Here is a 20539-nt window from a genome sequence, read left to right on the forward strand (position 1 = left end):
TGGCACCTGCCGCGGCCCGAAACAGGTGCTTTTCCGCGCAATTGCGCGGTTGTGTGCGCAACACCGGCCAACCGGCTTTGCACCCGGTGGAACGATGCCCCCATGCACACACGGACCCTGGGCAACGACACCGTCGGCCGGAACGAGGTCGGCGCCATCGGTCTCGGTCTGATGACGTTCGACCAGTCCGGCGCCCAGCCCCGCGAGCAGCTGCTCGCCACCGTCCGGGCCGCGCTGGATGCCGGCGTCACGCTGTTCGACACCGCGGACGCCTACGGCTGGGGCGAGGAGCTCGGCGCCGACGCGCAGGGGGCCAACGAGCTGCTGATCGCCTCGCTGCTCGACGAGCTCGGCGTGCGCGACCAGGTCCTGCTGGCCACCAAGGCCGGGCACGTCCGCGCCGGTGGCGGCGCGTGGGCGCTGGACTCCTCCCCCGAGCACCTGCACTACGCGGTGGACGCGAGCCTGGAGCGCCTGGGCGTCGAGCAGATCGCGCTGTGGCAGCACCACCGCCCGGACCCGAAGGTGCCCTACGAAGAGGTGCTCGGCACCCTCAAGCAGGTCGCGGACACCGGCAAGGTCGCGATGGTCGGGCTGTCCAACGCCGACCCGGCGCAGATCCGGCTGGCGCACGCCGTGCTCGGCGACTCGCTGGTCAGCGTGCAGAACCAGTTCTCCCCCGCGTTCCGCTCCAGCGCGCCCGAGATCGACGTGTGCGACGAGCTGGGCCTGGCGTTCCTGCCGTGGAGCCCCCTGGGCGGGCTCGGGGACGCGAAGGCGATGGCCGAGAAGCACCCCGCCTTCGCCGAGGTCGCCGCCGCCCGCGGGGTGAGCGCCCAGCAGGTCGCGCTGGCCTGGGAGCTCGCCCAGTCCCCGCGGGTGATCCCGATCCCCGGCGCCAAGCGACCGGAGTCGATCCGCGACTCCGCGGCCGCCGCCGACCTCGAGCTCAGCCCCGACGAGGTGGCGCGCCTCGACGCCTCTTGAGCCGTCGTACGCATCAGCCGATCGCGCGATCGCCGGTCCAGTACGACGCGCGCAGCGCCTTCTTGTCCGGCTTGCCGAGGCCGGTGAGCGGGAGCGCGTCGGTGGCGATCACCTGCTTGGGCGCCTGCACGGAGCCCTTGCGGTCCTTGACCAGCTGCTGGATCTCCGCGACCACCTCGTCGCTCAGCTCGTGGCCCTCGCGCAGCACGACCACGGCGGTGACGGCCTCGCCGAACTTCTCGTGCGGGGTGCCGATGACGCTGACCTGGGCGATCGCGGGGTGCTCGGCGACGACGTCCTCGACCTCGCGCGGGAACACGTTGAAACCACCGGTGACGATCATGTCCTTGGTGCGGTCCACGATGTACCAGAAGCCGTCCTCGTCCTCGCGGGCGACGTCGCCGGTGTGCATCCAGCCGTCACGGAAGGTCTCCGCGGTGGCCTCGGGAAGGTTCCAGTAGCCGTCGGCCAGCAACGGCCCGGCGACGCAGATCTCGCCGGGCTCCCCGGTCGGGACCGGCTTCCCGTCCTCGCCGAGCAGCGCGGTCCGCAGGAACGCAGAGGGCCGCCCGCACGACGCGAGGCGTCGCTCGTCACCGCTGACGTGGTCGGCCTTGGCCAGGTAGGTGATCACCATCGGGGCCTCGGACTGGCCGTAGTACTGCGCGAAGATCGGCCCGAAGCGGTCGATCGCCTCCTGCAGCCGCACCGGGTTGATGGCGGAGGCGCCGTAGTAGACGATCTCCAGCGAGGACAGGTCGCGGGTGCGCGAGTCAGGGTGGTCCAGCAGCGCGTAGAGCATCGAGGGCACCAGCATGGTGGCCGTGATCCGCTGCTCCTCGATCGTGCGCAGCACCTCGGCGGGGTCGAACTTCGCCAGCACGTGGAGGCAGCCGCCCTGGAGCACGGTCGGCACGAAGAACGCCGCGCCGGCGTGTGACAGCGGGGTGCACATGAGGAAGCGCGGCGCCTCCGGCCACTCCCACTCCGACATCTGCACCTGGGTCATCGCGTGCATCCCGCGCGCGGTCCCGACCACGCCCTTGGGCTTGCCGGTGGTGCCACCGGTGTAGGTGATCGAGACGATGTGGTCGTGCGCGAGCGTCGCGGCCTCCAGCGGCCGCGGTTCGTACGCCGCCGCAGCCGCGCTCAGGTCGTGCCCGACGTGGGCCAGCGCGTCCGGCACGGGCCCGATCGTCAGCACCTTCTCCAGCTTCGGACAGCGCTCGAGCAGCCCCAGGGCGCGCTCGACGAACATCGGCACCGGGTCGATCGTGAGCGTGGTGATCTCCGCGTCGTTGATGACGTAGGCGTGGTCCTCCAGGGAGCCGAGCGGGTGCAGCGAGGTGCGCCGGTAGCCCTGGGTCTGCCCCGCGCCCAGGATGAACAGCACCTCGGGCCGGTTCAGCGCGAGCAGCGCCCCGGAGGTGCCCCGGCCGGCGCCCAGCGCCTCGTAGGCCTGGACGTACTGGCTGATCCGCTCCGCGACCTCGCCGCCGGTGAGCGTCGAGTCGCCGAGGTGCATCACGGCGCTGCGCCGGTGTCGCCGCAGGGCCGCCACCATCAGGTGGCCGTTGTGGGTGCCGGTCCGGATCTCGTCGCTCATGGCGCCGAGACTAGAACGCGTTCCAGTACGGCGCCAGCGCGACCTGCCGCCACGCTCAGGCGAGCAGCTCGGCCACGGCCCGCACCTCCTCGGGCGAGCGACAGCTGAGCAGCAGGGTGGTCACGCCGGTCTCCTCCCACTGGGCGACCTTCTCGCGCACCTCCGCCGCCGTGCCGATGATGTGCATGTCGTCCACGAGCTCGTCGGGGACCAGCGCGGTCGCCCGGTCCTTCTCCCCCGCCAGATAGAGGCGCTGGACCTCGTCGGCGAGCTCGGCGTAGCCCATCCGCACGAAGACCTCCTTGTGGAAGTTCGCCTCCTTCGCGCCCATCCCGCCCATGTAGAGCGAGACGAACGGGCGCATCGCGTCGAGCGCGGCGGCCTTCTCCGCGGCCGAGGAGACCACCTGGAGGTGGCAGGTCGCCGCGATCTCGAAGTCCGCGCGGGTGCGCCGGGCGCCGGGGCGGGAGAAGCCCTCCTCGAGCCAGGGCTGGTACATCCCGGCCGACTTCGGGGTGTAGAAGATCGGGATCCACCCGTCCGCGATCTCCGCGGTCAGCGCGACGTTCTTGGGCCCCTCGGCGCCGAGCCAGATCGGCAGGTCCGCGCGCAGCGGGTGCACGATCGGCTTGAGCGCCCTGCCCAGGCCGACCGCGCCCGGCCCGTCGTAGGGCAGCGGGTGGTGCGGGCCCGCGCTCGTCACCGGCGCCTCCCGGGCCAGCACCTGGCGGATGATGTCGACGACCTCGCGGGTGCGCGCGAGCGGCTTGGCGAACGGCGCGCCGTACCAGCCCTCGACGACCTGCGGCCCGCTCACGCCCATACCCAGCACGACCCGGCCGCCGCTGAGGTGGTCGAGGGTGAGCGCGTGCATCGCGATCGAGGTCGGCGTGCGACCGGACATCTGCACGATGGAGGTCCCGAGCCGGACGCGGGAGGTCTCGCGACCCCACCACGCCAACGGGGTGAACGCATCCGACCCCCACGCCTCGGCGGTGAAGATCGCGTCGAAGCCGCTCTCCTCGGCGGCGGCCACGAGCTCACCGACGCCCTGCGGGGGCTGCGCGCCCCAATAACCCAGCTGCAGTCCAAGTTTCATGGCGCACACCATGGCAGACCCCTTGTCAGCGCGATAGAACCTGTTCTAGTTTCAGCGCCATGGCTCGCACCCTGTCAGCCCCCGTCACCGTCGCCTTCGACTACACCCGCTCCACCGGTCCCGTGCTCGGCCGCTTCCTCACCGGGCTGCGCGACGCCCAGGTGATCGGCGGCCGCACCAGCGCCGGGGTGGTCGTCCCGCCCCCGGAGTACGACCCGGTGACCCACGACCCGGTCACCGAGTTCGTCGAGGTCGCCCCCACCGGCACGGTGACGTCGTGGACCTGGGTCCCGGAGCCGGTCGCCGGCCAGCCGCTCCAGCGCCCCTTCGCCTTCGTGCTGGTCCGCTTCGACGGCGCCGACGCGCCGTTCCTGCACGCCCTCGACGTCGAGTCCCCCGACCAGGTCAGCACCGGCATGCGCGTGCGGGTCCGCTGGGCCGACGACCGCGTCGGCGCGGTCACCGACATCGCGTGCTTCGAACCCGCCGCCGACGCCGCCAGCGGCACCGCGCAGCCCGCCCCGGCCGCCGAGATGGACCCGGTGACCGGCGTGATCACGCCCGTCGCCCTGGACTACATGTATGCCGCCTCGCCGGAGGAGTCCGCGTTCTACCGCGGCCTCGCCGAGGGGCGGATCGTGGCCCAGCGCTGCCCGACCTGCTCGAAGGTCTACGTGCCGCCGCGGCCGGCCTGCCCCGCCGACGGCACCCCGACCACCGACGAGGTCGAGCTCGCGCACACCGGCACGGTCACGACGTACTGCGTGGTCAACGTGCCGTTCCTGGGCCAGCGCATCAAGCCGCCGTACGTCTCGGCGTACGTGCTGCTCGACGGCGCCGACATCGCGTTCTTGCACCTGATCCTCGACATCCCGGCCGAGGAGGTCCGGATGGGCATGCGGGTCAAGGCGGTCTGGAAGCCCCGCGAGGAGTGGGGCACGACCATCGAGAACATCAGCCACTTCGCGCCGACCGGTGAGCCGGACGCGGCCTACGAGACCTACCAGCACCACCTCTGAGAGGGCGAGCAACTGATGAGAGACGTCGCCGTCGTCGGGTTCGCCCAGCGGCAGATGAAGGAGTTCGACGGGTCGCCGAACTGCGTGGAGCTGCTGGTCCCGCTGTTCGCGGAGTGCTACGCCCAGACCGGGTGGACGCGCCGCGACATCGGGTTCTGGTGCTCGGGGTCCTCCGACTACCTCGCCGGGCGGTCCTTCTCGTTCGTCTCGGCCGTCGACGCGATCGGCGTGATGCCGCCGGTCAACGAGTCCCACGTCGAGATGGACGCCGCCTGGGCGCTCTACGAGGCCTGGCTGAAGATCCAGACCGGGGAGGTCGACACCGCCCTGGTCTACGGGTTCGGCAAGAGTTCCGCCGGCCTGCTGCGCCGCACCCTGGCGCTGCAGCTCGACCCCTACACGATGACCCCGCTGTGGCCCGACACCGTGTCGCTGGCCGGCCTCCAGGCCCGCGCCGGCATCGACGCCGGGCTGTGGGACGAGCGGGCGATGGCCGAGGTCGCCCACCGCTCGCTGACGGATGCGGAGAAGAACGAGCACGCGATCCGCAGCGGCGGCTCCAGCGTCGAGGACCTGCTCGCCCGCCCGGTGTACGCCGACCCGCTGCGCAAGCACGACTGCGCCCCGGTGACCGACGGTGCGGCCGCGATCGTGCTGGCCGCCGACGACCGGGCCCGCGAGGTCTCCGAGCGGCCGGCGTGGATCTCCGGCATCGCGACGTACGTCGACGCGCTCAGCATGGGCACCCGCGACCTGACCCGGGCGCCGTCGGCAGCCGCCTCCGCGGCCCGCTGCGACCTCGGCGGGGTCGAGGTGGCGGAGCTGCACGCGCCGTTCAGCCACCAGGAGCTGGTGCTGCGCCGCGAGCTCGCGCTCGGCGACGACGTGGCGATCAACCCCTCCGGCGGCCCCCTGGCCGGGAACCCGATGTTCACCGGTGGCCTGATCCGCATCGGCGAGGCCGCTCGTCGGGTCTGGGACGGCAGCGCCGACAAGGTGCTCGGCCACGCCACCAGCGGCCCGGCCCTGCAACAGAACCTCGTGTGCGTGATGGAAGGACGGGCCTGAGATGGGCAAGCTGCCAGCAGCCGTGGTCGGCGTCGGACAGACCCACCACCGCGCCAAGCGCCTGGACGTCTCGATGGCCGGCCTGTGCCGCGAGGCGATGGACCGCGCCCTGCTCGACGCCGGGATCGGGCTCGACGACATCGACGCGATCGTGGTCGGCAAGGCACCCGACCTGTTCGAGGGCGTGATGATGCCCGAGCTCTTCCTCGCCGAGGCGCTCGGCGCGGCCGGCAAGCCGCTGCTGCGGGTGCACACCGCGGGCTCGGTCGGCGGCTCGACCGCGATCGTCGCCGCTTCCCTCGTGCAGGCCGGGGTGCACCGGCGAGTGCTGACGGTCTCCTTCGAGAAGCAGTCGGAGTCCAACGCGATGTGGGCGCTCTCGGTGCCGGTGCCGTTCAACATGCCGGTGCACGCCGGCGCGGGCGGCTACTTCGCCCCGCACGTGCGCTCCTACATCCGGCGTTCCGGCGCGCCCACGCACATCGGCGCGGTCGTGGCGGCCAAGGACCGGCAGAACGCGCTCAAGAACCCCTACGCCCACCTGCGCAACCCCGACACCACCGTGGAGTCGGTGCTGGCCTCGCAGATGCTGTGGGACCCGATCCGCTACGACGAGACCTGCCCGTCCTCCGACGGCGCGTGCGCGCTGGTGATCGTCGATGAGGACACCGCGCAGGCCTCGCCGAACCCGGCCTGGATCCACGGCACCGTGATGCGCTCGGAGGCGACCAGCGCCGCCGAGCGCGACCAGGTCAACCCGCAGGCCTCCCGCGACGCCGCGGCGCACCTGTGGAAGCAGGCCGGCATCACCGACCCGTTCACCGAGATCGACGCCGCCGAGATCTACGTGCCGTTCTCGTGGTTCGAGCCGATGTGGCTGGAGAGCCTCGGGTTCGCCGAGGTCGGCAGCGGCTGGAAGCTCACCGAGTCCGGCGAGACCGCGATGACGGGGTCGCTGCCGGTCAACTGCTCGGGCGGCGTGCTGTCGTCGAACCCGATCGGCGCCTCCGGCATGCTCCGCTTCGGCGAGGCCGCGCTCCAGGCGCGCGGGGCGGCCGGGGAGCACCAGGTCGACGGCGTACGCCGTGCGCTGGGCCACGCCTACGGCGGCGGCTCGCAGTTCTTCTCGATGTGGGTGGTCGGCAGCGAGAAGCCGACCTCCTGAGCCGCGGTCCCCGGGACGCGGGGTCCCGGGGCCGAGGGCGTTGTGCGCGACGCGGCCCCGGGACCTAGGCTCGTAGGGTGATCGAGCTCCGCACCCCCGCCCAGATCGAGCAGATGAAGCCCGCCGGCCGCTTCGTCGCCGACGTCATCACCCGCCTCGCCGAGGTCGCCGACGTGGGCGTGAACCTCCTCGACCTCGACCGGGTCGCCCACGAGATGATCAAGGAGCGCGGCGCGGAGTCCTGCTACCTCGACTACCACCCCTCGTTCGGTGCCTCGCCGTTCGGCAAGGTGCTGTGCACCTCGGTCAACGACGCCGTCCTGCACGGCCTCCCCCACGACTACGCGCTGCGCGACGGCGACCTGCTCTCCGTCGACTTCGCCGCCGCGGTCGACGGCTGGGTCTCCGACTCCGCGCTCAGCGTGGTCGTCGGCACCCCGCGCGAGGAGGACCTGCGCCTGATCGACACCACCCAGCGCGCCCTGGCCGCCGGCATCGACGCCGCGCGCGTGGGCAACCGGCTCGGCGACATCTCCGCCGCGATCGCCGAGGTGGCCCGCGGCGAGGGGCTGTCGATCAACACCCAGTTCGGCGGCCACGGCGTCGGCCGCACCATGCACGGCGACCCGCACGTGCCCAACGACGGGCGCGCCGGGCGCGGCCTGAAGCTCCAGGCCGGCCTGGTCATCGCGATCGAGCCGTGGTTCCTGCACACCACCGACGAGATCTACACCGACCCCGACGGCTGGACCCTCCGCTCCGCCGACGGCTCCCGCGGCGCCCACTCCGAGCACACCATCGCGATCACCGACGACGGCCCGCTCGTCCTCACCGCGCGCGACTGACCGCTCGCCCGCCGACTCGCCTGCCTCGCTCCCCCGGGATGGCGGTGGATCGCAGCCGCCCGGTGGCTGCGGAGCACCGCTGTCCGCTCAGGCGTAGCGGACCGGCAGGTCCTTGAGCCCGTTGACCCAGGCGTGGCGCAGCCGGCGCTCGGGTCCGGCGCGGGTGATGTCGGGGACCTGCTCGGCGAGTGCCTCGAAGACCAGTCGGATCTCCTGGCGCGCGAGGTTGGCGCCCAGGCAGTAGTGCGCGCCGTGCCCGCCGAAGGCGAGGTGCGGGTTGACCTCGCGGGTGATGTCGAAGCGGTACGGGACGTCGAAGACGTCCTCGTCGTAGTTGGCGCTGGCGTAGAACAGCGCGACCCGCTGCCCCGTCGTGATCGGTACGCCGCGCACCTCGAGGTCGCGGCGCGCGGTGCGCTGGAAGACCGTGACCGGCGTCGCCCAGCGGATCACCTCATCGACCATGGTCGCGGGGCGCTCCTCGCACCACAGCCGCCACTGCTCGGGGTGGTCGAGGAACGCGGCCATCCCGTGGGCGATCGCGTTGCGGGTGGTCTCGTTGCCGGCGACCGCGAGCAGGATGACGAAGAAGCCGAACTCGTCGTCGTTGAGGCCCCGCTCCCCCTTGTGCGCGTTGACCATCTTGGTGATCAGGTCCTCGCGCGGGTGCGCGGTCCGGTCGGCGGCCAGCAGCATCGCGTAGCCGAGGATCTCCGCCGCGGCCACCTCCGAGCTCCCGGCGTACTCCGGGTCGTCGCCGGCGAGCATCTGGTTGGACCACTCGAACAGCTTGCGGCGATCCTCCTGCGGCACGCCGATCAGGTCGGCGATCGCCTGCAGCGGCAGCTCGGCCGCGACCTGCTCCACGAAGTTGCCGCCGCCGGCGGTGCGCGCGGCGGCCACGATGTCGTGCGCCCGGCGGGTCATGACGTCCTCGAGCTCGCCGATGGAGCGCGGGGTGAAGGCCCGCGACACAATCTGCCGGGTGGTGGTGTGCTCGGGCGGGTCCTGGTTGATCATGATCACCCGCTGCAGCTCGACCTGCTCGCGCTGCATCCCGGCGGTGTTGCGCACGATCGCGCCGTTCTCGGCGTTCGACCAGTCCTTGCTGTTCTTCGACACCGCCGCCACGTCGGCGTGCCGCGTCAGCGCCCAGTAGCCGGTGCCGGACTCCGCCGACATCCCGTCGTACGCGCCGGGCGACTGCTCGATCCAGGCGACCGGCGCCTCCTGCCTGAGGAGCCGCAGCTGCTCGTGCGGCACCCCCCGCTCGAGGACGAACGGGTCGGTGGGGTCGAACCCCTCAGGCAGGACGGCGCTCATGGCTCAGGATCTTCCTCCGCTCGGGCGCCCGGTGCGAGCGCTGCGCTCAGGTCACCGGTAGGCGACCTGGTAGTCCTTCACCCCGTTGAGCCACCCGCTGCGCAGCCGGTCCGGCTCACCGACCTGGCGGATGTCGGGGGCGAGGTCGGCGAGGGCGTTGAAGATCAGGTCGACCTGCAGGCGCGCCAGGTTGGCGCCGATGCAGTAGTGCGCCCCGTGCCCGCCGAAGGCCTGGTGCGGGTTGGGGTCGCGGGTGATGTCGAAGGTGAAGGGGTCGGTGAAGACGTCCTCGTCGAAGTTGGCGCTGGCGTAGAGCAGCCCGACCCGGTCGCCCTGCTTGATGTCGGCCTCGCCGATGCGGATGTCGTTGATCGCGGTGCGCTGGAAGACCGTCACCGGCGTGGCCCAGCGGATGATCTCGTCGACGGCGGTGCGGGGGCGCTCGCGCTTGTAGAGCTCCCACTGCTCGGGGTGGTTGAGGAAGGCGTGCATGCCCCACGTGGTCGCGTTGCGGGTGGTCTCGTTGCCGGCCACCGCGAGCAGGATCATGAAGAACCCGAACTCGTCGTCGCCGAGGCCCTGGCCGTCGACGTCGGCGGTGACGAGCTTGGTGATGATGTCGTCCTGCGGGTGCTGGCGGCGCTGGTCGGCCAGCGCCATCGAATAGGCGAGGATCTCCATGAAGGCGGTCATCTGGTCGCCGGGCACGTCCGGGTCGTCGTAGGCCATCATCTGGTTCGACCACTCGAAGAGCTTGCCGCGGTCCTCCTGCGGCACCCCGAGCAGGTCGGCGATCGCCTGCAGCGGCAGCTCGGCCGCGACGTCCTCGACGAAGTCGCCGGAGCCCTTGGCCACGGCGTCCTCGACGATCTTCGCGGCCCGGACCCGGAGGTCGTCGGCGAGCGCGTTGATCGCGCGCGGGGTGAAGGCGCGCGAGACGATCTGACGCAGCTTGGTGTGGTCCGGGGCGTCGTGGTTGATCAGCAGGAAGCCGGTCTGCTCCACCTCCTCCCGCGTCATCTCGGGGTTGAAGCGGATGATCACGCCGTTCTCACGCGTGGAGAAGTTCGCCTGGTCCTTGGAGACGGCCGCGACGTCGGCGTGCTTGCTCAGCGCCCAGAAGCCCTCGGTGTGCTGGAAGCCGCCGAGGCCGGCCGCTGACTGCGCAACCCAGGAGACCGGAGCGGTACGCCGCAGCGCCAGCAGCTCCTCGTGCGGGACCCGCTCACGCATCACGTCGGGGTCGGTGGGGTCGAAGTTCACGGGGATCTCGAGCGAGGTGCTCACGTCGCATGCCTTTCGCAGGGTGGTGCAACACGTTCTAGTGGTGCAGGTTACATACCAACGGTACGGAAGAACAGGGGTTACGCCCCCGCCGCTCACCGAGACCGCGCCTTGCTGGCCCCCAGAACCTGTTCTACGTTGCGGAGCATGGGTACTCCCGTCATCGTCGAAGCAGTCCGCACCCCTCTCGGCAAGCGCAAGGGGTGGCTCGCCGGCGTGCACCCTGCGACGCTGCTCGGCTTCGCCCAGACCGAGGTGCTGCGCCGGGCCGGCGTCGACTCCGACGTCATCGACCAGGTGATCGGCGGCTGCGTCACCCAGGCCGGTGAGCAGTCCAACGACATGGTCCGCCGCGCCTGGCTGCACGCCGGGCTCGCCCAGCGCACCGCCGGCACCGCGATCGACGCCCAGTGCGGGTCCGGCCAGCAGGCCGCGCACCTGATCAACGACATGGTCGCCGCCGGATCGATCGACGCCGGCATCGCCTGCGGCGTGGAGCTGATGTCGCGCGTGCCGCTCGGCGGCAACGTGCCGCCCGGTCTCGGCGACCCGCGCCCCGACGACTGGTCCATCGACATGCCCAACCAGTTCGAGGGCGCCGACCGGATCGCGCGTCACCACCAGATCAGCCGCGAGGAGCTCGACGCCTTCGGCCTGGAGTCCCAGCGAAAGGCCCGCGTCGCGGTCGACGAGGGACGCTTCACCCGCGAGATCGCGGCGTACGACGCCCCGGTGCTCGACGAGGACGGCAAGCCGACCGGCGAGACCCGGCTGGTGACCACCGACCAGGGCCTGCGCGACACCACGGCCGAGGGCCTGGCCGGGCTACGCACCGTGCTGCCCGAGGGCATGCACACGGCCGGCACCTCCTCGCAGATCTCCGACGGCGCCTCGGCCGTGCTGATCATGGACGAGCAGCGCGCCCGCGACCTCGGTCTCACCCCGCGGGCCCGGATCGTGCGCCACACGCTGGTCGGCTCCGACCCGTACTTCCACCTCGACGGCCCGATCGAGGCCACCCGCTCGATCCTGGCCCGGACCGGCATGTCGATCGGCGACTTCGACCTGTTCGAGGTCAACGAGGCGTTCGCCTCCGTCGTGCTGTCCTGGGCCAAGGTCCACGACGTGGACATGGACAAGGTCAACGTCAACGGTGGCGCGATCGCCCTGGGCCACCCGGTCGGCTCGACCGGCACCCGCCTGATCACCACCGCACTCCACGAGCTGGAGCGCCGCGACGCCTCGACCGCGCTCATCTCGATGTGCGCGGGCGGCGCGATGGCCACCGCGACGATCATCGAGCGGATCTGAGAACCCCCCACCCGGTTGATTCCGGCCGCGCGGGGGCGAGTACTTTCAAAGGCGTGAACGAGACTCAGCCCCGCCGGGCGCGTCACCTGATGGACATGTCGAACCCGCGTCCGCAGCCCGCACGGAAGTCGGGGCCGGGCATGGGCATCGAGGGTGTCCAGAAGTGGGTGCTCTCCGTCTTGGCCGTCACCACCATCTGGCACATGGCCGCCGCGCTCGTGCTGTTCGCGACCTACATCGACGACGACAAGCGAGCCTCGCAGATCGGGCTCTGCGTGATCGCCGGCGTCTTCGGGGTCCTCGGCATGGCCTCGGGCCTGGCGATCCACCGCCGCTCCCCCGCCACCCCGTGGCTGCTCCTGGGCATCCTGCCGGGCGTGCTCGGCGTCTGGCTCGTCCTGCGCTGAGCCCCGGGCGCGTCAGTCAGTGGTGCGGTAGCCGCCGCGGTAGAACAGCAGCGGATCCTCGGCGCCCGACGCCTGCAGGTCCTGCACCCGGCCGATGACCACGACGTGGTCGCCGGCCTCGTGGACGGCGTGCACCGTGCAGTCGAGGTGGGCGAGCGCCCCCGCGAGCACCGGTGACCCCGTGTGCGGCGACGGCGCCCAGGCGACCCCGCTGAACTTGTCGGTGCCCCGGCTGGCCATCCGGTTGGACAGCTCGGCCTGGTCCGCGGCCAGGACGTTGACGCAGAACCGCCCGGCGCGCCGGATCAGCGGCCAGGCCCGGGACGTCTTCGCCGGGACGAAGAGCACCAGCGGCGGGTCCAGCGACACGCTCGAGAACGACTGGCAGGTCATGCCCACCGGCTCGCCCCCGCTCATCGCGGTCACCACCGTCACCCCCGAGGCGAAGTGGCCCAGCACGTCGCGGAACCGCCGCGCCTGAGCCAGCGCCTCGGCGTCGTCGGGAACCGGGACCGCCTCGCCCGGCGTGAGCTCGAAGTCCGGCTCGGCGTCGCCGAGCCAGGAGCTGATCAGCTCCTGGCTGGGCCAGGTCTGACGGGCATCGGAACGGATGCCGGCGAGGATCTCCTCGTCGTCACCGTCGGTCGGTCGCGAGCTCACCTCCTCGACCCTAGCCGCCGACCCTGCGTCGGCGGGGTCGTCCATCAGCGCCCGCCGCCGAAGTCGTGGCCCCAGTAGGACACCGCCGTCGACTCGCGCGCGACCCAGGAACCGTCCTCGACCTGGAGGCCCTCGCAGCCGAACTCGACGTCGAAGCCGCCCGGGGAGCGGACGTAGAAGGAGACCATCTCGTCGTTCATGTGCCGGCCGAGGGTCGCCGACAGCGGCGCCCCGTGCTTCTGGACGCGCTCCAGAGCGCGGCCGACGTGGTCGAGGGAGTCGACCTCGAGCATGATGTGCACGCACCGGGCGGGGTTCGGCATCGGCAGGAACGCCAGCGAGTGGTGGCGCGGGTTGACCCCGAGGAAGCGCAGCCAGACCTTCGAGCCGGGCTCCTTGCCGACGAACTCGCCGGGCATCGACATGGAGTCGCGCAGCCGGAACCCCAGCACGTCACGGTAGAACCGCAGCGCCTCGACGTCGTCGCCCACCGGGACCACGATGTGGCCCATCCCCTGGCTGCCGGTCACGAAGCGGGCGGCGTACGGCGTGACGATCGGGCGGGCCTCGTAGGTGATCCCGTGGAAGAGCTCGAAGACGTTGTCCCACGGGTCGCTGAACCGGATCAGCTCCTGCACCCGGCGCTCGTCGAGCTCCTCGCGGGTGCCTTCCTCGACCGCGACGCCGGCCTTCTCCAGGTGCTCGCGGGCCGCCCGGAGCGCGGCGTGGTCGGCCAGCTCCCAGCCGGTGGCGTCGAGCTGGTCGACGTCGGAGGGGAAGACGACGAGTCGTGCCGAGACCTCGTCGATGCGCCAGTACTGGTGCTCGGGGTTCGGTCCGCGCCCCTCGGCGAGGCCGAGGACCTTGCCGGCGAACTGCGACCACTGGGCGAGGTCGGTGGAGGCGACGCGCACGTAGCCCATGGACTTGATGTCGATCATGAGGGTCTCTGCTTTCGGGAGGGCGGTGCGATCAGGGAGCGGGCGGTGGGGTCTGCTCGACGTGACGGGCGAGGAAGGCGGTGGCGACCTCGGCGAACTCCTCGGCCGCCTCGATCTGCGCCCAGTGCCCGCAGTTGCCGAAGACGTGGAGGCGCGCCTGGGGGATGAGCTTGAGGGCGACCAGCGCACCGTCGAGCGGGTTGACCCGGTCCTCGCGCCCCCAGGTCAGCAGCGTGTGCGCGCGCAGGCGGTGCGCCTCGCGCCAGAGCATGCCGTCCTCGGCGGTCGCGGGGTTCCAGGACGACATGCCCATCGCGCGCATCGCCTCCCGGGCGCCCGGGGCGGTCGCGTCGGCGAAGCGCTCCTCCACCAGCTCGTCGGTGACCAGTGACTGGTCCACGACCATCGTGGAGATGAACGCCCGCAGCGCCTCGCGGGTCGGCGCGGCGCCGAACTCCATCAGCCGCTGCACGCCCTCGGTCGGGTCGGCGTGGAAGAGATTGAGCGAGAGGCCGCCGGGACCCATCAGCACCAGCCGCCCGACCCGGTCGGGGTGGCTCAGCGCCAGGCGCATCGCCGTACCGCCGCCGAGGCTGTTGCCGAGCAGGTGCACCCGGTCGATGCCCAGCTCGTCGAGGAGGCGGACCACGTGGTCGGCGGCGAAGCGGTAGTAGTTGCCCTCCACCGGCGGCTTGTCGGACCCGCCGAAGCCGGGCTGATCCACCAGCAGGGTGCGGAACGAGGTGGCGAAGTGCGGCAGCGCGCGGCCGAAGTTCGACCACGCCGAGGCGCCCGGCCCGCCGCCGTGCAGCATCACCAGGGGCAGCCCGCCACCGACCGGGGTGCCGGCGTCGGGGCCGTCCGAGCCGGCCTCGTAGTAGTTGAGGGTGAGTCCCCCGGCCTTCGCCGAGCGGCGCACCGCCTCCTGCTCGTACGCCGTGGGCGCGCCCATCTCAGTACATCCCCGGGTCGACCTGGTGGCCGAACTCGTGGGCGCCGTACATCTGCAGCGCCCGCTCGGGGTCGTTCGCGGCGTGCACCCGGCCGGCATGGGCGTCGCGCCAGGCGCGTTGGAGGTAGCTGCCCTCCGCCAGCGCCCGCCCGCCGGAGGCCTCGAACAGCGCGTCGATCGCGTCGATGCAGCGCTGGGTGCCGATCACCTGGTCGCGGCGCACCCGCAGCCGCAGCCCGAGCGGGATCGTCTCCCCCCGGGCGACGAGCGCCATCTCCTCGCGCAGGTTGCCCATCAGCAGCGCCCAGGTCGCGTCGATGTCGGAGGAGGCCCGCGCCACGCGGACCGCCGCGAACGGGTCGAGGGACGCCTGTTCCCCGATGTACGACGCCCGCACGCGCTTCTTCTGCATCGCGACGTGCTCGTCGTAGGCGCCGCGCGCCATGCCGACGATCGGGGTGGTGATCGTGGAGGTGAAGACGGAGTGGAAGGGGAGCTTGTAGAGGTCGGCGGTGTTGTGCTCCTGACCCGGCCCGTGGCAGCGGCCGGTCTCCCCCATCGACAGCGTGAACGCCTCGGGCACGAACACGTCGTCGACGGCGATGTCGTTGGAGCCGGTGCCGCGCAGCCCGACGGTGTGCCAGACGTCGTGGATCGTGTAGCTCTCACGCGGCACCAGGAAGGTCTTGAAGTCCACGACGTTGCCCTCGCCGTCGAAGACGAGCGCGCCCAGCAGCACCCAGCTGCAGTGGTCGCAGCCCGAGGAGAAGCTCCACCGGCCCGAGAGCCGGTAGCCGCCGTCGACCTGGGTGGCCTTGCCGGTGGGCGCGTAGGAGCTGCTGAGCCGGGTGGAGGTGTCGGATCCCCAGACCGCCTGCTGGGCCTCGTCGGCGAAGAGCGCGACCTGCCAGGGGTGCACGCCGACGACGCTGGAGACCCACCCCGTCGACCCGCAGGCCGAGGCGATGTCGCGCACCGTGGTGTAGAAGGTCACCGGGTCGGCCTCGAAGCCGTCGAAGCGCTGCGGCTGCAGGAGCCGGAAGAAGCCGGTGTCGGCGAGCTCCTTGATCGAGGCCTCGGGTACGACGCGCAGCCGCTCGGTCTCGTCGGCGCGCTCGCGGAAGGTGGGGAGCAGGTCGCGGACCGCGTCGAGCACTGCCTGGGACATGGCGTTCTCCTGTCGTGGTGGACGACAGCAAGACTAGAACACGTTCTCGTTTTGCGCGAGGACGTGCGTCCTCAGACGGCGATCACTCGACTGAGGACGCAGAACTCGTTGCCCTCCGGGTCGCCCAGCACCGCCCAGCCCCGATCGCCGCCGCGCCGGTCGGCGACCAGGGTGGCGCCGAGTCCGAGGACCCGCTCCACCTCCTCGTCGCGACTGCGGTCCGCGGGCCGCAGGCACATGTGCATGCGGTTCTTGACCTGCTTGGCCTCCGGCACCTTGAGGAACAGCAGCCAGCGTCCGTCCGGGCCGCGCAGCCCGCACTCCTCGTCGCCGGGTCCCTGCTCGTCGTCGGGCTGGAGAGTGAAGTCCTCGAGGACCTGCGCCCACCACACGGTCTGGGCGTAGGGGTCGGCGGCATCGAGGCACAGGTTGGCGACCAGGGAGCTCATGGCGCGAGCGTGTCACAGCGTGCCCGAGCGGGCCGGTAGAACCTGTTACGGTTTTGGCCCATGAGCACCCCGTTGCCCCCTGAGGTGGACGTCGTCGTCGTCGGTGCCGGTGGCGCCGGCATGAGCGCCGCCCTCGCGGCCGCCGCCCGCGGCCTGGACACCGTCGTCCTCGAGAAGAGCCAGTGGTTCGGCGGGTCCACCGCCCGCAGCGGCGGCGGGGTGTGGATCCCGGGCAACTACGCGCTCGCGGCGGCCGGGCAGGCCGACGACCCGGCGCTCGCCAAGCAGTACCTCGACGCGATCGTCGGCGACGTGGTCCCGAAGGTGCGCCGCGACACCTACATCGACCGTGGACCGGAGGTGCTGGAGTTCATCCGCGACCACACGCCGCTGCGCTTCCGCTGGGTCCCGCAGTACTCCGACTACCTGCCCGAGGCGCCGGGGGGTCGCGCCGCGGGCCGCAGCTGCGAGCCGGTGCCGCTGGACGCCCGCTTCCTCGGCGAGGAGCTCGAGCGGCTGCACCCGCAGTACACCAAGGCGCCGGCCAACATGATCGTCACCCAGGCCGACTTCCGGAAGCTCAGCCTGGGCATGCGGACGATCCGGGGACCGATCACCGGACTCAAGGTCGCGCTCAAGCGGATCCTCAGTGGCTTGCGCGGACAGCGGATGTACGCCATGGGCAACGCGATCGCGATCGGGCTGCGCAAGGGGCTGCTGGACGCCGGCGTACCGGTGCACTACGAGAGCGAGCTGAGGAGTCTTCTGGTCGAGGACGGCCGGGTGGTCGGCGTACGCGTGGAGCGCGACGGGGCGACGTACGAGGTGCGGGCGCGGCGCGGGGTGGTGCTGGGCAGCGGCGGGTTCGAACGCAACCTGGAGCTGCGCGAGCGCTACCAGCCGCACCCGACGTCGGTGGAGTGGACCACGGGCTCGCAGAACAACACCGGCGGCGGCATCCTGGCCGGCCTCGAGGCCGGCGCCGCGGTCGACCTGATGGACGACTCCTGGTGGGGTCCGACGATCCCGCTGCCGGGCCGGCCGTGGTTCTGCCTCGCCGAGCGCAACCTGCCGGGCTCGATCATCGTCAACGGTGCGGGTCAGCGGTACATGAACGAGGCGCTGCCCTACGTCGAGGCGACCCACGAGATCTACCGCGGCGAGGCGACGGGGGTGTCCCACGTGCCGAGCTGGCTGGTCATCGACCAGCGCTACCGCAACCGCTACCTGTTCGCGGGCCTCGGGCCGCGCCAGCCGTTCCCCGGCCGCTGGTACAAGCACGATGTGGTCAGGCGCGCCGACACGATCGAGGGCCTGGCCGCGGAGATCGAGGTGCCGGCCGAGGCGCTGCGTGCCACCGTCGAGCGGTTCAACGGCTTCGCCCGCAGCGGCGTGGACGCCGACTTCCACCGCGGCGAGAGCGCCTACGACCGCTACTACTCCGACCCGACCGTGAAGCCGAACCCGTCGCTGCACACCATCGACCAGGGGCCCTTCTACGCTGTGAAGATCGTCCCCGGTGACCTGGGCACCAAGGGCGGCCTGGTCACCGACGAGCGGGCCCGGGTGCTGCGCGCGGACGGCTCGGTGATCCCCGGCCTGTACGCCGCCGGCAACACCTCCGCCGCCGTCATGGGCCGCACCTACGCCGGTCCCGGCGCGACCATCGGCCCGGCCCTGACGTTCGGCTACCTCGCGGCCGAGGACATCGCGGCTTCCGCCTCCGCGTCCGCGGGGTCCGACGCCGGTGAGCGGAGCGCCTGAGCTGGTGCGCCGGTGGTCGGTGTCTTTCGGCGCAATTGCTGGGAAAAGCACCGCCGCCCGCGCGGATCCGGTGCTTTTCCCAGCAATTGCGCAGTTACGCGCAACCCCGGACAGCCCCCACCGGGAAGACCCAGGGCACGCGCGGGGTTGACCCCGGCGTGAAGAAGATCGGCTTCCTGTCCTTCGGCCACTGGACCCCCTCGCCTCAGTCGCAGGCGCGCACCGCCGCGGACGTCCTGCACCAGTCCATCGACCTCGCGGTGGCGGCCGAGGAGCTCGGCGCCGACGGCGCGTACTTCCGGGTGCACCACTTCGCCCGCCAGCTCGCCTCGCCGTTCCCGCTGCTCGCGGCGATCGGCGCGCGGACCAGTCGGATCGAGATCGGCACCGGCGTGATCGACATGCGCTACGAGAGCCCCCTGCACATGGCCGAGGACGCGGGCGCCGCCGACCTGATCTCCGGGTCCCGGCTCCAGCTCGGCATCAGCCGGGGATCACCCGAGCAGGTCGTCGACGGCTACCGCTACTTCGGGTTCCAGCCCGGCGAGGGGCGCACCGACGCCGACATGGCGCGTGAGCACACCGAGGTGCTGCTCGAGGTGCTCACCGGCAAGGGGTTCGCCGAGCCCAACCCGCGGCCGATGTTCCCCAACCCGCCGGGGCTGCTGCGCCTCGAGCCGCACTCCCCCGGCCTGCGCGAGCGGATCTGGTGGGGCGCCGGCTCCCGCGCGACCGCCGAGTGGGCCGGGCAGCAGGGCATGCACCTGATGAGCTCGACGCTGCTCACCGAGGACACCGGCGTACCGTTCCACCAGCTCCAGGCCGAGCAGATCCAGCGCTTCCGTGACGCCTGGCGCGCCGCCGGGCACGAGCACGAGCCTCGGGTGTCGGTCAGCCGCAGCATCTTCCCCATCGTCAACGACACCGACCGCGCGTACTTCGGCGGCGAGGCCGGCAGCCAGGACCAGGTCGGGATGCTGGAGGGCGGCCGCGCCCGCTTCGGGAAGACGTACGCCGGGGAACCCGACCGGCTGGTCGCCGAGCTCGCCGCCGACGAGGCCGTCGCGGCCGCCGACACGCTGCTGCTCACCGTCCCCAACCAGCTGGGCGTCGACTACAACGCCCACGTGCTGGAGTCGGTGCTGCGCGACGTCGCCCCGGCGCTCGGCTGGCGCTGAGCAGCTCCGCTCCTAGGATGTCCGCCATGTCGTTCCTGCGCCGACGGATCCTGACCGCAGCACTGGTGGCCAACGCCCTGCGCCCGATCCCGGGATTCCGCGGCGGGATTGCCTCGTTCGTGCCCGGCTGGATGACCACCGAGCTCGCGCCGCACTTGTTCGCGGTCACGGCAGCCGACACCGCCGCCCACGCCGTGTGGGGCGGGTCGCGGGGCCGCCGCAGCCGGGCCGGGCTGGTACTCGGCGGGGCGAGCCTCGTCGGCCTGGCGGCGCTCCTCCAGCAGGCGCGCCACGCCCGGGAGGACACCGAGGCGGCGCTGGCGACCGGCCTGGGCGCCGACTATGTCGACCAGCTCGACCCGCAGCCCTCGCCCGCCGACCTCGCCGTGCCGTGGCGCCGGCTGGTCTACCCCTTCCGGATGCGTAACCTCGCGGTGCGCGTCGAGCGCGACATCGCCTACGCCCCGGAGCACGGCAAGCGCGGGCTGCTCGACGTCTACCGCCCCGCCGAGGGCGACCACACCGGAGCGCCGGTGCTGGTGCAGGTGCACGGCGGCGGCTGGACGATCGGCTCCAAGGACCAGCAGGGCCTGCCGCTCATGAACCACCTCGCCGCCAAGGGCTGGGTCTGCGTGGCGCTGAACTACCGCCTCGCCCCGCGCGACCCGTTCCCCGCCCAGATCATCGACGTCAAGCGCGCGCTGGCGTGGGTCAAGGAGCACATCGCCGAGTACGGCGGGGACCCCGACTACGTCGCGATCACCGGCGGCTCCGCGGGCGGGCACCTCGCCGCGCTGGCCGCGGTCACCCCGAACGACCCGGCGTACCAACCGGGGTTCGAGGACGCCGACACCAGCGTGCAGGTCGCAGTCCCCCACTACGGGGTCTACGACTTCGCCGCGTCCACCGGCATGCGCCGCGCGGAGCTGATGCGCGACCGGTTCCTGGCGCCCCGCGTGGTGGGGCGCACGTACGCCGAGGCACCCGAGGTCTTCGAGGCGGGCTCGCCACTGCTGCGGATCACCCCCGACGCCCCGGACTTCTTCGTCATCCACGGCACCCACGACGGCCTGGTGCCGGTCGAGCAGGCGCGCCTGTTCGTCGAGCGGCTGCGCGAGGTCGGCAAGGCGACGGTCTCCTACGCCGAGCTGCCCGGCGCCCAGCACGCCTTCGACATGTTCCCCTCGATCCGCAGCACCTACGTCGTCCGCGCGATCGACCGCTACCTGCACTGGCACTGGAACCGCTGGCGCCGCTCCCGCCCCGACACCGCCGCCTGACCTCTCGCCGAGTCGGCGCCAATGGCGCGCCCA

At 72.0% G+C, this 20539-nt stretch carries 19 protein-coding genes; 10 read left to right on the forward strand and 9 right to left on the reverse strand.

Going from position 1 to position 20539, the window contains the following annotated elements; translation table 11 throughout:
• Positions 1 to 102: 102 nt before the first annotated feature.
• Positions 103 to 987: an aldo/keto reductase gene (locus tag GFH29_RS10610; protein WP_153323472.1), complete on the forward strand. Its 885-nt coding sequence runs from the start codon at positions 103 to 105 to the stop codon at positions 985 to 987.
• Between the two features lie 13 nt (positions 988 to 1000).
• Here GFH29_RS10610 and fadD8 read toward each other — a convergent pair whose 3' ends face one another.
• Both fadD8 and GFH29_RS10620 read right to left on the reverse strand, forming a co-directional pair.
• Positions 1001 to 2593, reverse strand: coding sequence for a fatty-acid--CoA ligase FadD8 (fadD8, locus tag GFH29_RS10615; RefSeq protein WP_153323474.1), 1593 nt, complete (start codon positions 2591 to 2593; stop codon positions 1001 to 1003).
• Between the two features lie 55 nt (positions 2594 to 2648).
• Positions 2649 to 3692: an LLM class F420-dependent oxidoreductase gene (locus tag GFH29_RS10620; protein WP_153323476.1), complete on the reverse strand. Its 1044-nt coding sequence runs from the start codon at positions 3690 to 3692 to the stop codon at positions 2649 to 2651.
• Between the two features lie 59 nt (positions 3693 to 3751).
• Here GFH29_RS10620 and GFH29_RS10625 point away from each other — a divergent pair, with 59 nt between their 5' ends.
• The 4 genes from GFH29_RS10625 to map all read left to right on the forward strand — a co-directional run bounded on the left by GFH29_RS10625 (position 3752) and on the right by map (position 7789).
• Positions 3752 to 4711: a Zn-ribbon domain-containing OB-fold protein gene (locus GFH29_RS10625; protein ID WP_153323478.1), complete on the forward strand. Its 960-nt coding sequence runs from the start codon at positions 3752 to 3754 to the stop codon at positions 4709 to 4711.
• Positions 4712 to 4726: 15 nt separating this feature from the next.
• Positions 4727 to 5779, forward strand: coding sequence for a thiolase domain-containing protein (locus GFH29_RS10630; protein ID WP_153323480.1), 1053 nt, complete (start codon positions 4727 to 4729; stop codon positions 5777 to 5779).
• A gap of 1 nt (position 5780) precedes the next feature.
• Positions 5781 to 6944, forward strand: coding sequence for a thiolase domain-containing protein (locus GFH29_RS10635; protein ID WP_153323481.1), 1164 nt, complete (start codon positions 5781 to 5783; stop codon positions 6942 to 6944).
• Positions 6945 to 7021: 77 nt separating this feature from the next.
• Positions 7022 to 7789: a type I methionyl aminopeptidase gene (gene map / locus GFH29_RS10640; RefSeq protein WP_153323483.1), complete on the forward strand. Its 768-nt coding sequence runs from the start codon at positions 7022 to 7024 to the stop codon at positions 7787 to 7789.
• An 87-nt stretch (positions 7790 to 7876) separates the two neighbouring features.
• Here map and GFH29_RS10645 read toward each other — a convergent pair whose 3' ends face one another.
• Together GFH29_RS10645 and GFH29_RS10650 are read right to left on the reverse strand one after the other, a co-directional pair.
• Positions 7877 to 9112 (reverse strand): cytochrome P450, encoded by a 1236-nt coding sequence (locus GFH29_RS10645; RefSeq protein WP_153323485.1) that lies wholly within the window; start codon positions 9110 to 9112, stop codon positions 7877 to 7879.
• 51 nt (positions 9113 to 9163) lie between these two features.
• The gene (locus GFH29_RS10650) at positions 9164 to 10399 is read right to left on the reverse strand and encodes a cytochrome P450 (RefSeq protein ID WP_153323487.1); all 1236 of its coding nucleotides are present in this window, start codon (positions 10397 to 10399) and stop codon (positions 9164 to 9166) included.
• A gap of 144 nt (positions 10400 to 10543) precedes the next feature.
• On the opposite strand from GFH29_RS10650, the gene GFH29_RS10655 reads away from it, so the two are divergent.
• Together GFH29_RS10655 and GFH29_RS10660 are read left to right on the forward strand one after the other, a co-directional pair.
• Positions 10544 to 11707, forward strand: coding sequence for a steroid 3-ketoacyl-CoA thiolase (locus GFH29_RS10655; RefSeq protein ID WP_153323489.1), 1164 nt, complete (start codon positions 10544 to 10546; stop codon positions 11705 to 11707).
• 53 nt (positions 11708 to 11760) lie between these two features.
• Complete coding sequence (locus tag GFH29_RS10660; RefSeq protein ID WP_153323491.1) at positions 11761 to 12114, forward strand: hypothetical protein; 354 nt, start codon at positions 11761 to 11763, stop codon at positions 12112 to 12114.
• Positions 12115 to 12126: 12 nt separating this feature from the next.
• Here the strand turns inward: GFH29_RS10660 and GFH29_RS10665 are convergent, their stop codons facing one another.
• The 5 genes from GFH29_RS10665 to GFH29_RS10685 form a co-directional block, all read right to left on the reverse strand.
• Positions 12127 to 12774: a flavin reductase family protein gene (locus tag GFH29_RS10665; RefSeq protein WP_228387425.1), complete on the reverse strand. Its 648-nt coding sequence runs from the start codon at positions 12772 to 12774 to the stop codon at positions 12127 to 12129.
• Positions 12775 to 12818: 44 nt separating this feature from the next.
• The gene (gene hsaC, locus GFH29_RS10670) at positions 12819 to 13715 is read right to left on the reverse strand and encodes an iron-dependent extradiol dioxygenase HsaC (RefSeq protein ID WP_153323495.1); all 897 of its coding nucleotides are present in this window, start codon (positions 13713 to 13715) and stop codon (positions 12819 to 12821) included.
• Between the two features lie 31 nt (positions 13716 to 13746).
• Entirely contained in the window at positions 13747 to 14667 is a 921-nt protein-coding gene (gene hsaD, locus GFH29_RS10675; protein WP_153323496.1) for a 4,5:9,10-diseco-3-hydroxy-5,9,17-trioxoandrosta-1(10),2-diene-4-oate hydrolase, read from the reverse strand.
• A 1-nt stretch (position 14668) separates the two neighbouring features.
• Positions 14669 to 15835: a 3-hydroxy-9,10-secoandrosta-1,3,5(10)-triene-9,17-dione monooxygenase oxygenase subunit gene (gene hsaA / locus GFH29_RS10680; RefSeq protein WP_153323499.1), complete on the reverse strand. Its 1167-nt coding sequence runs from the start codon at positions 15833 to 15835 to the stop codon at positions 14669 to 14671.
• A gap of 71 nt (positions 15836 to 15906) precedes the next feature.
• On the reverse strand, positions 15907 to 16284 hold the full coding sequence (locus tag GFH29_RS10685) for a VOC family protein (RefSeq protein ID WP_153323501.1): 378 nt from the start codon (positions 16282 to 16284) through the stop codon (positions 15907 to 15909).
• A 60-nt stretch (positions 16285 to 16344) separates the two neighbouring features.
• Between GFH29_RS10685 and kstD the strand changes: the two genes are divergently transcribed.
• From kstD to GFH29_RS10700, 3 genes are all read left to right on the forward strand, one after another.
• Positions 16345 to 18048 (forward strand): 3-oxosteroid 1-dehydrogenase, encoded by a 1704-nt coding sequence (gene kstD / locus GFH29_RS10690; protein ID WP_153323502.1) that lies wholly within the window; start codon positions 16345 to 16347, stop codon positions 18046 to 18048.
• 158 nt (positions 18049 to 18206) lie between these two features.
• Positions 18207 to 19226 (forward strand): LLM class flavin-dependent oxidoreductase, encoded by a 1020-nt coding sequence (locus tag GFH29_RS10695; RefSeq protein WP_153323504.1) that lies wholly within the window; start codon positions 18207 to 18209, stop codon positions 19224 to 19226.
• Between the two features lie 26 nt (positions 19227 to 19252).
• Positions 19253 to 20506, forward strand: a complete 1254-nt coding sequence (locus GFH29_RS10700; RefSeq protein ID WP_153323506.1) for an alpha/beta hydrolase — start codon at positions 19253 to 19255, stop codon at positions 20504 to 20506.
• The last annotated feature ends 33 nt before the right edge of the window (positions 20507 to 20539 follow it).

It is taken from the genome of Nocardioides sp. dk884 (assembly GCF_009557055.1).
Lineage (GTDB): Bacteria > Actinomycetota > Actinomycetes > Propionibacteriales > Nocardioidaceae > Nocardioides.

Excerpts from the sequence above, each read along its gene's own strand:
- GFH29_RS10700 (WP_153323506.1), top strand. The coding sequence starts at position 19,253 with ATGTCGTTCCTGCGCCGACGGATCCTGACCGCAGCACTGGTGGCCAAC.
- GFH29_RS10610 (WP_153323472.1), top strand. The coding sequence starts at position 103 with ATGCACACACGGACCCTGGGCAACGACACCGTCGGCCGGAACGAGGTC.
- hsaD (WP_153323496.1), bottom strand. The coding sequence starts at position 14,667 with ATGGGCGCGCCCACGGCGTACGAGCAGGAGGCGGTGCGCCGCTCGGCG.
- GFH29_RS10625 (WP_153323478.1), top strand. The coding sequence starts at position 3,752 with ATGGCTCGCACCCTGTCAGCCCCCGTCACCGTCGCCTTCGACTACACC.
- GFH29_RS10635 (WP_153323481.1), top strand. The coding sequence starts at position 5,781 with ATGGGCAAGCTGCCAGCAGCCGTGGTCGGCGTCGGACAGACCCACCAC.
- hsaA (WP_153323499.1), bottom strand. The coding sequence starts at position 15,835 with ATGTCCCAGGCAGTGCTCGACGCGGTCCGCGACCTGCTCCCCACCTTC.
- GFH29_RS10630 (WP_153323480.1), top strand. The coding sequence starts at position 4,727 with ATGAGAGACGTCGCCGTCGTCGGGTTCGCCCAGCGGCAGATGAAGGAG.
- kstD (WP_153323502.1), top strand. The coding sequence starts at position 16,345 with ATGAGCACCCCGTTGCCCCCTGAGGTGGACGTCGTCGTCGTCGGTGCC.
- GFH29_RS10685 (WP_153323501.1), bottom strand. The coding sequence starts at position 16,284 with ATGAGCTCCCTGGTCGCCAACCTGTGCCTCGATGCCGCCGACCCCTAC.
- GFH29_RS10645 (WP_153323485.1), bottom strand. The coding sequence starts at position 9,112 with ATGAGCGCCGTCCTGCCTGAGGGGTTCGACCCCACCGACCCGTTCGTC.
- hsaC (WP_153323495.1), bottom strand. The coding sequence starts at position 13,715 with ATGATCGACATCAAGTCCATGGGCTACGTGCGCGTCGCCTCCACCGAC.
- GFH29_RS10620 (WP_153323476.1), bottom strand. The coding sequence starts at position 3,692 with ATGAAACTTGGACTGCAGCTGGGTTATTGGGGCGCGCAGCCCCCGCAG.
- GFH29_RS10655 (WP_153323489.1), top strand. The coding sequence starts at position 10,544 with ATGGGTACTCCCGTCATCGTCGAAGCAGTCCGCACCCCTCTCGGCAAG.
- fadD8 (WP_153323474.1), bottom strand. The coding sequence starts at position 2,593 with ATGAGCGACGAGATCCGGACCGGCACCCACAACGGCCACCTGATGGTG.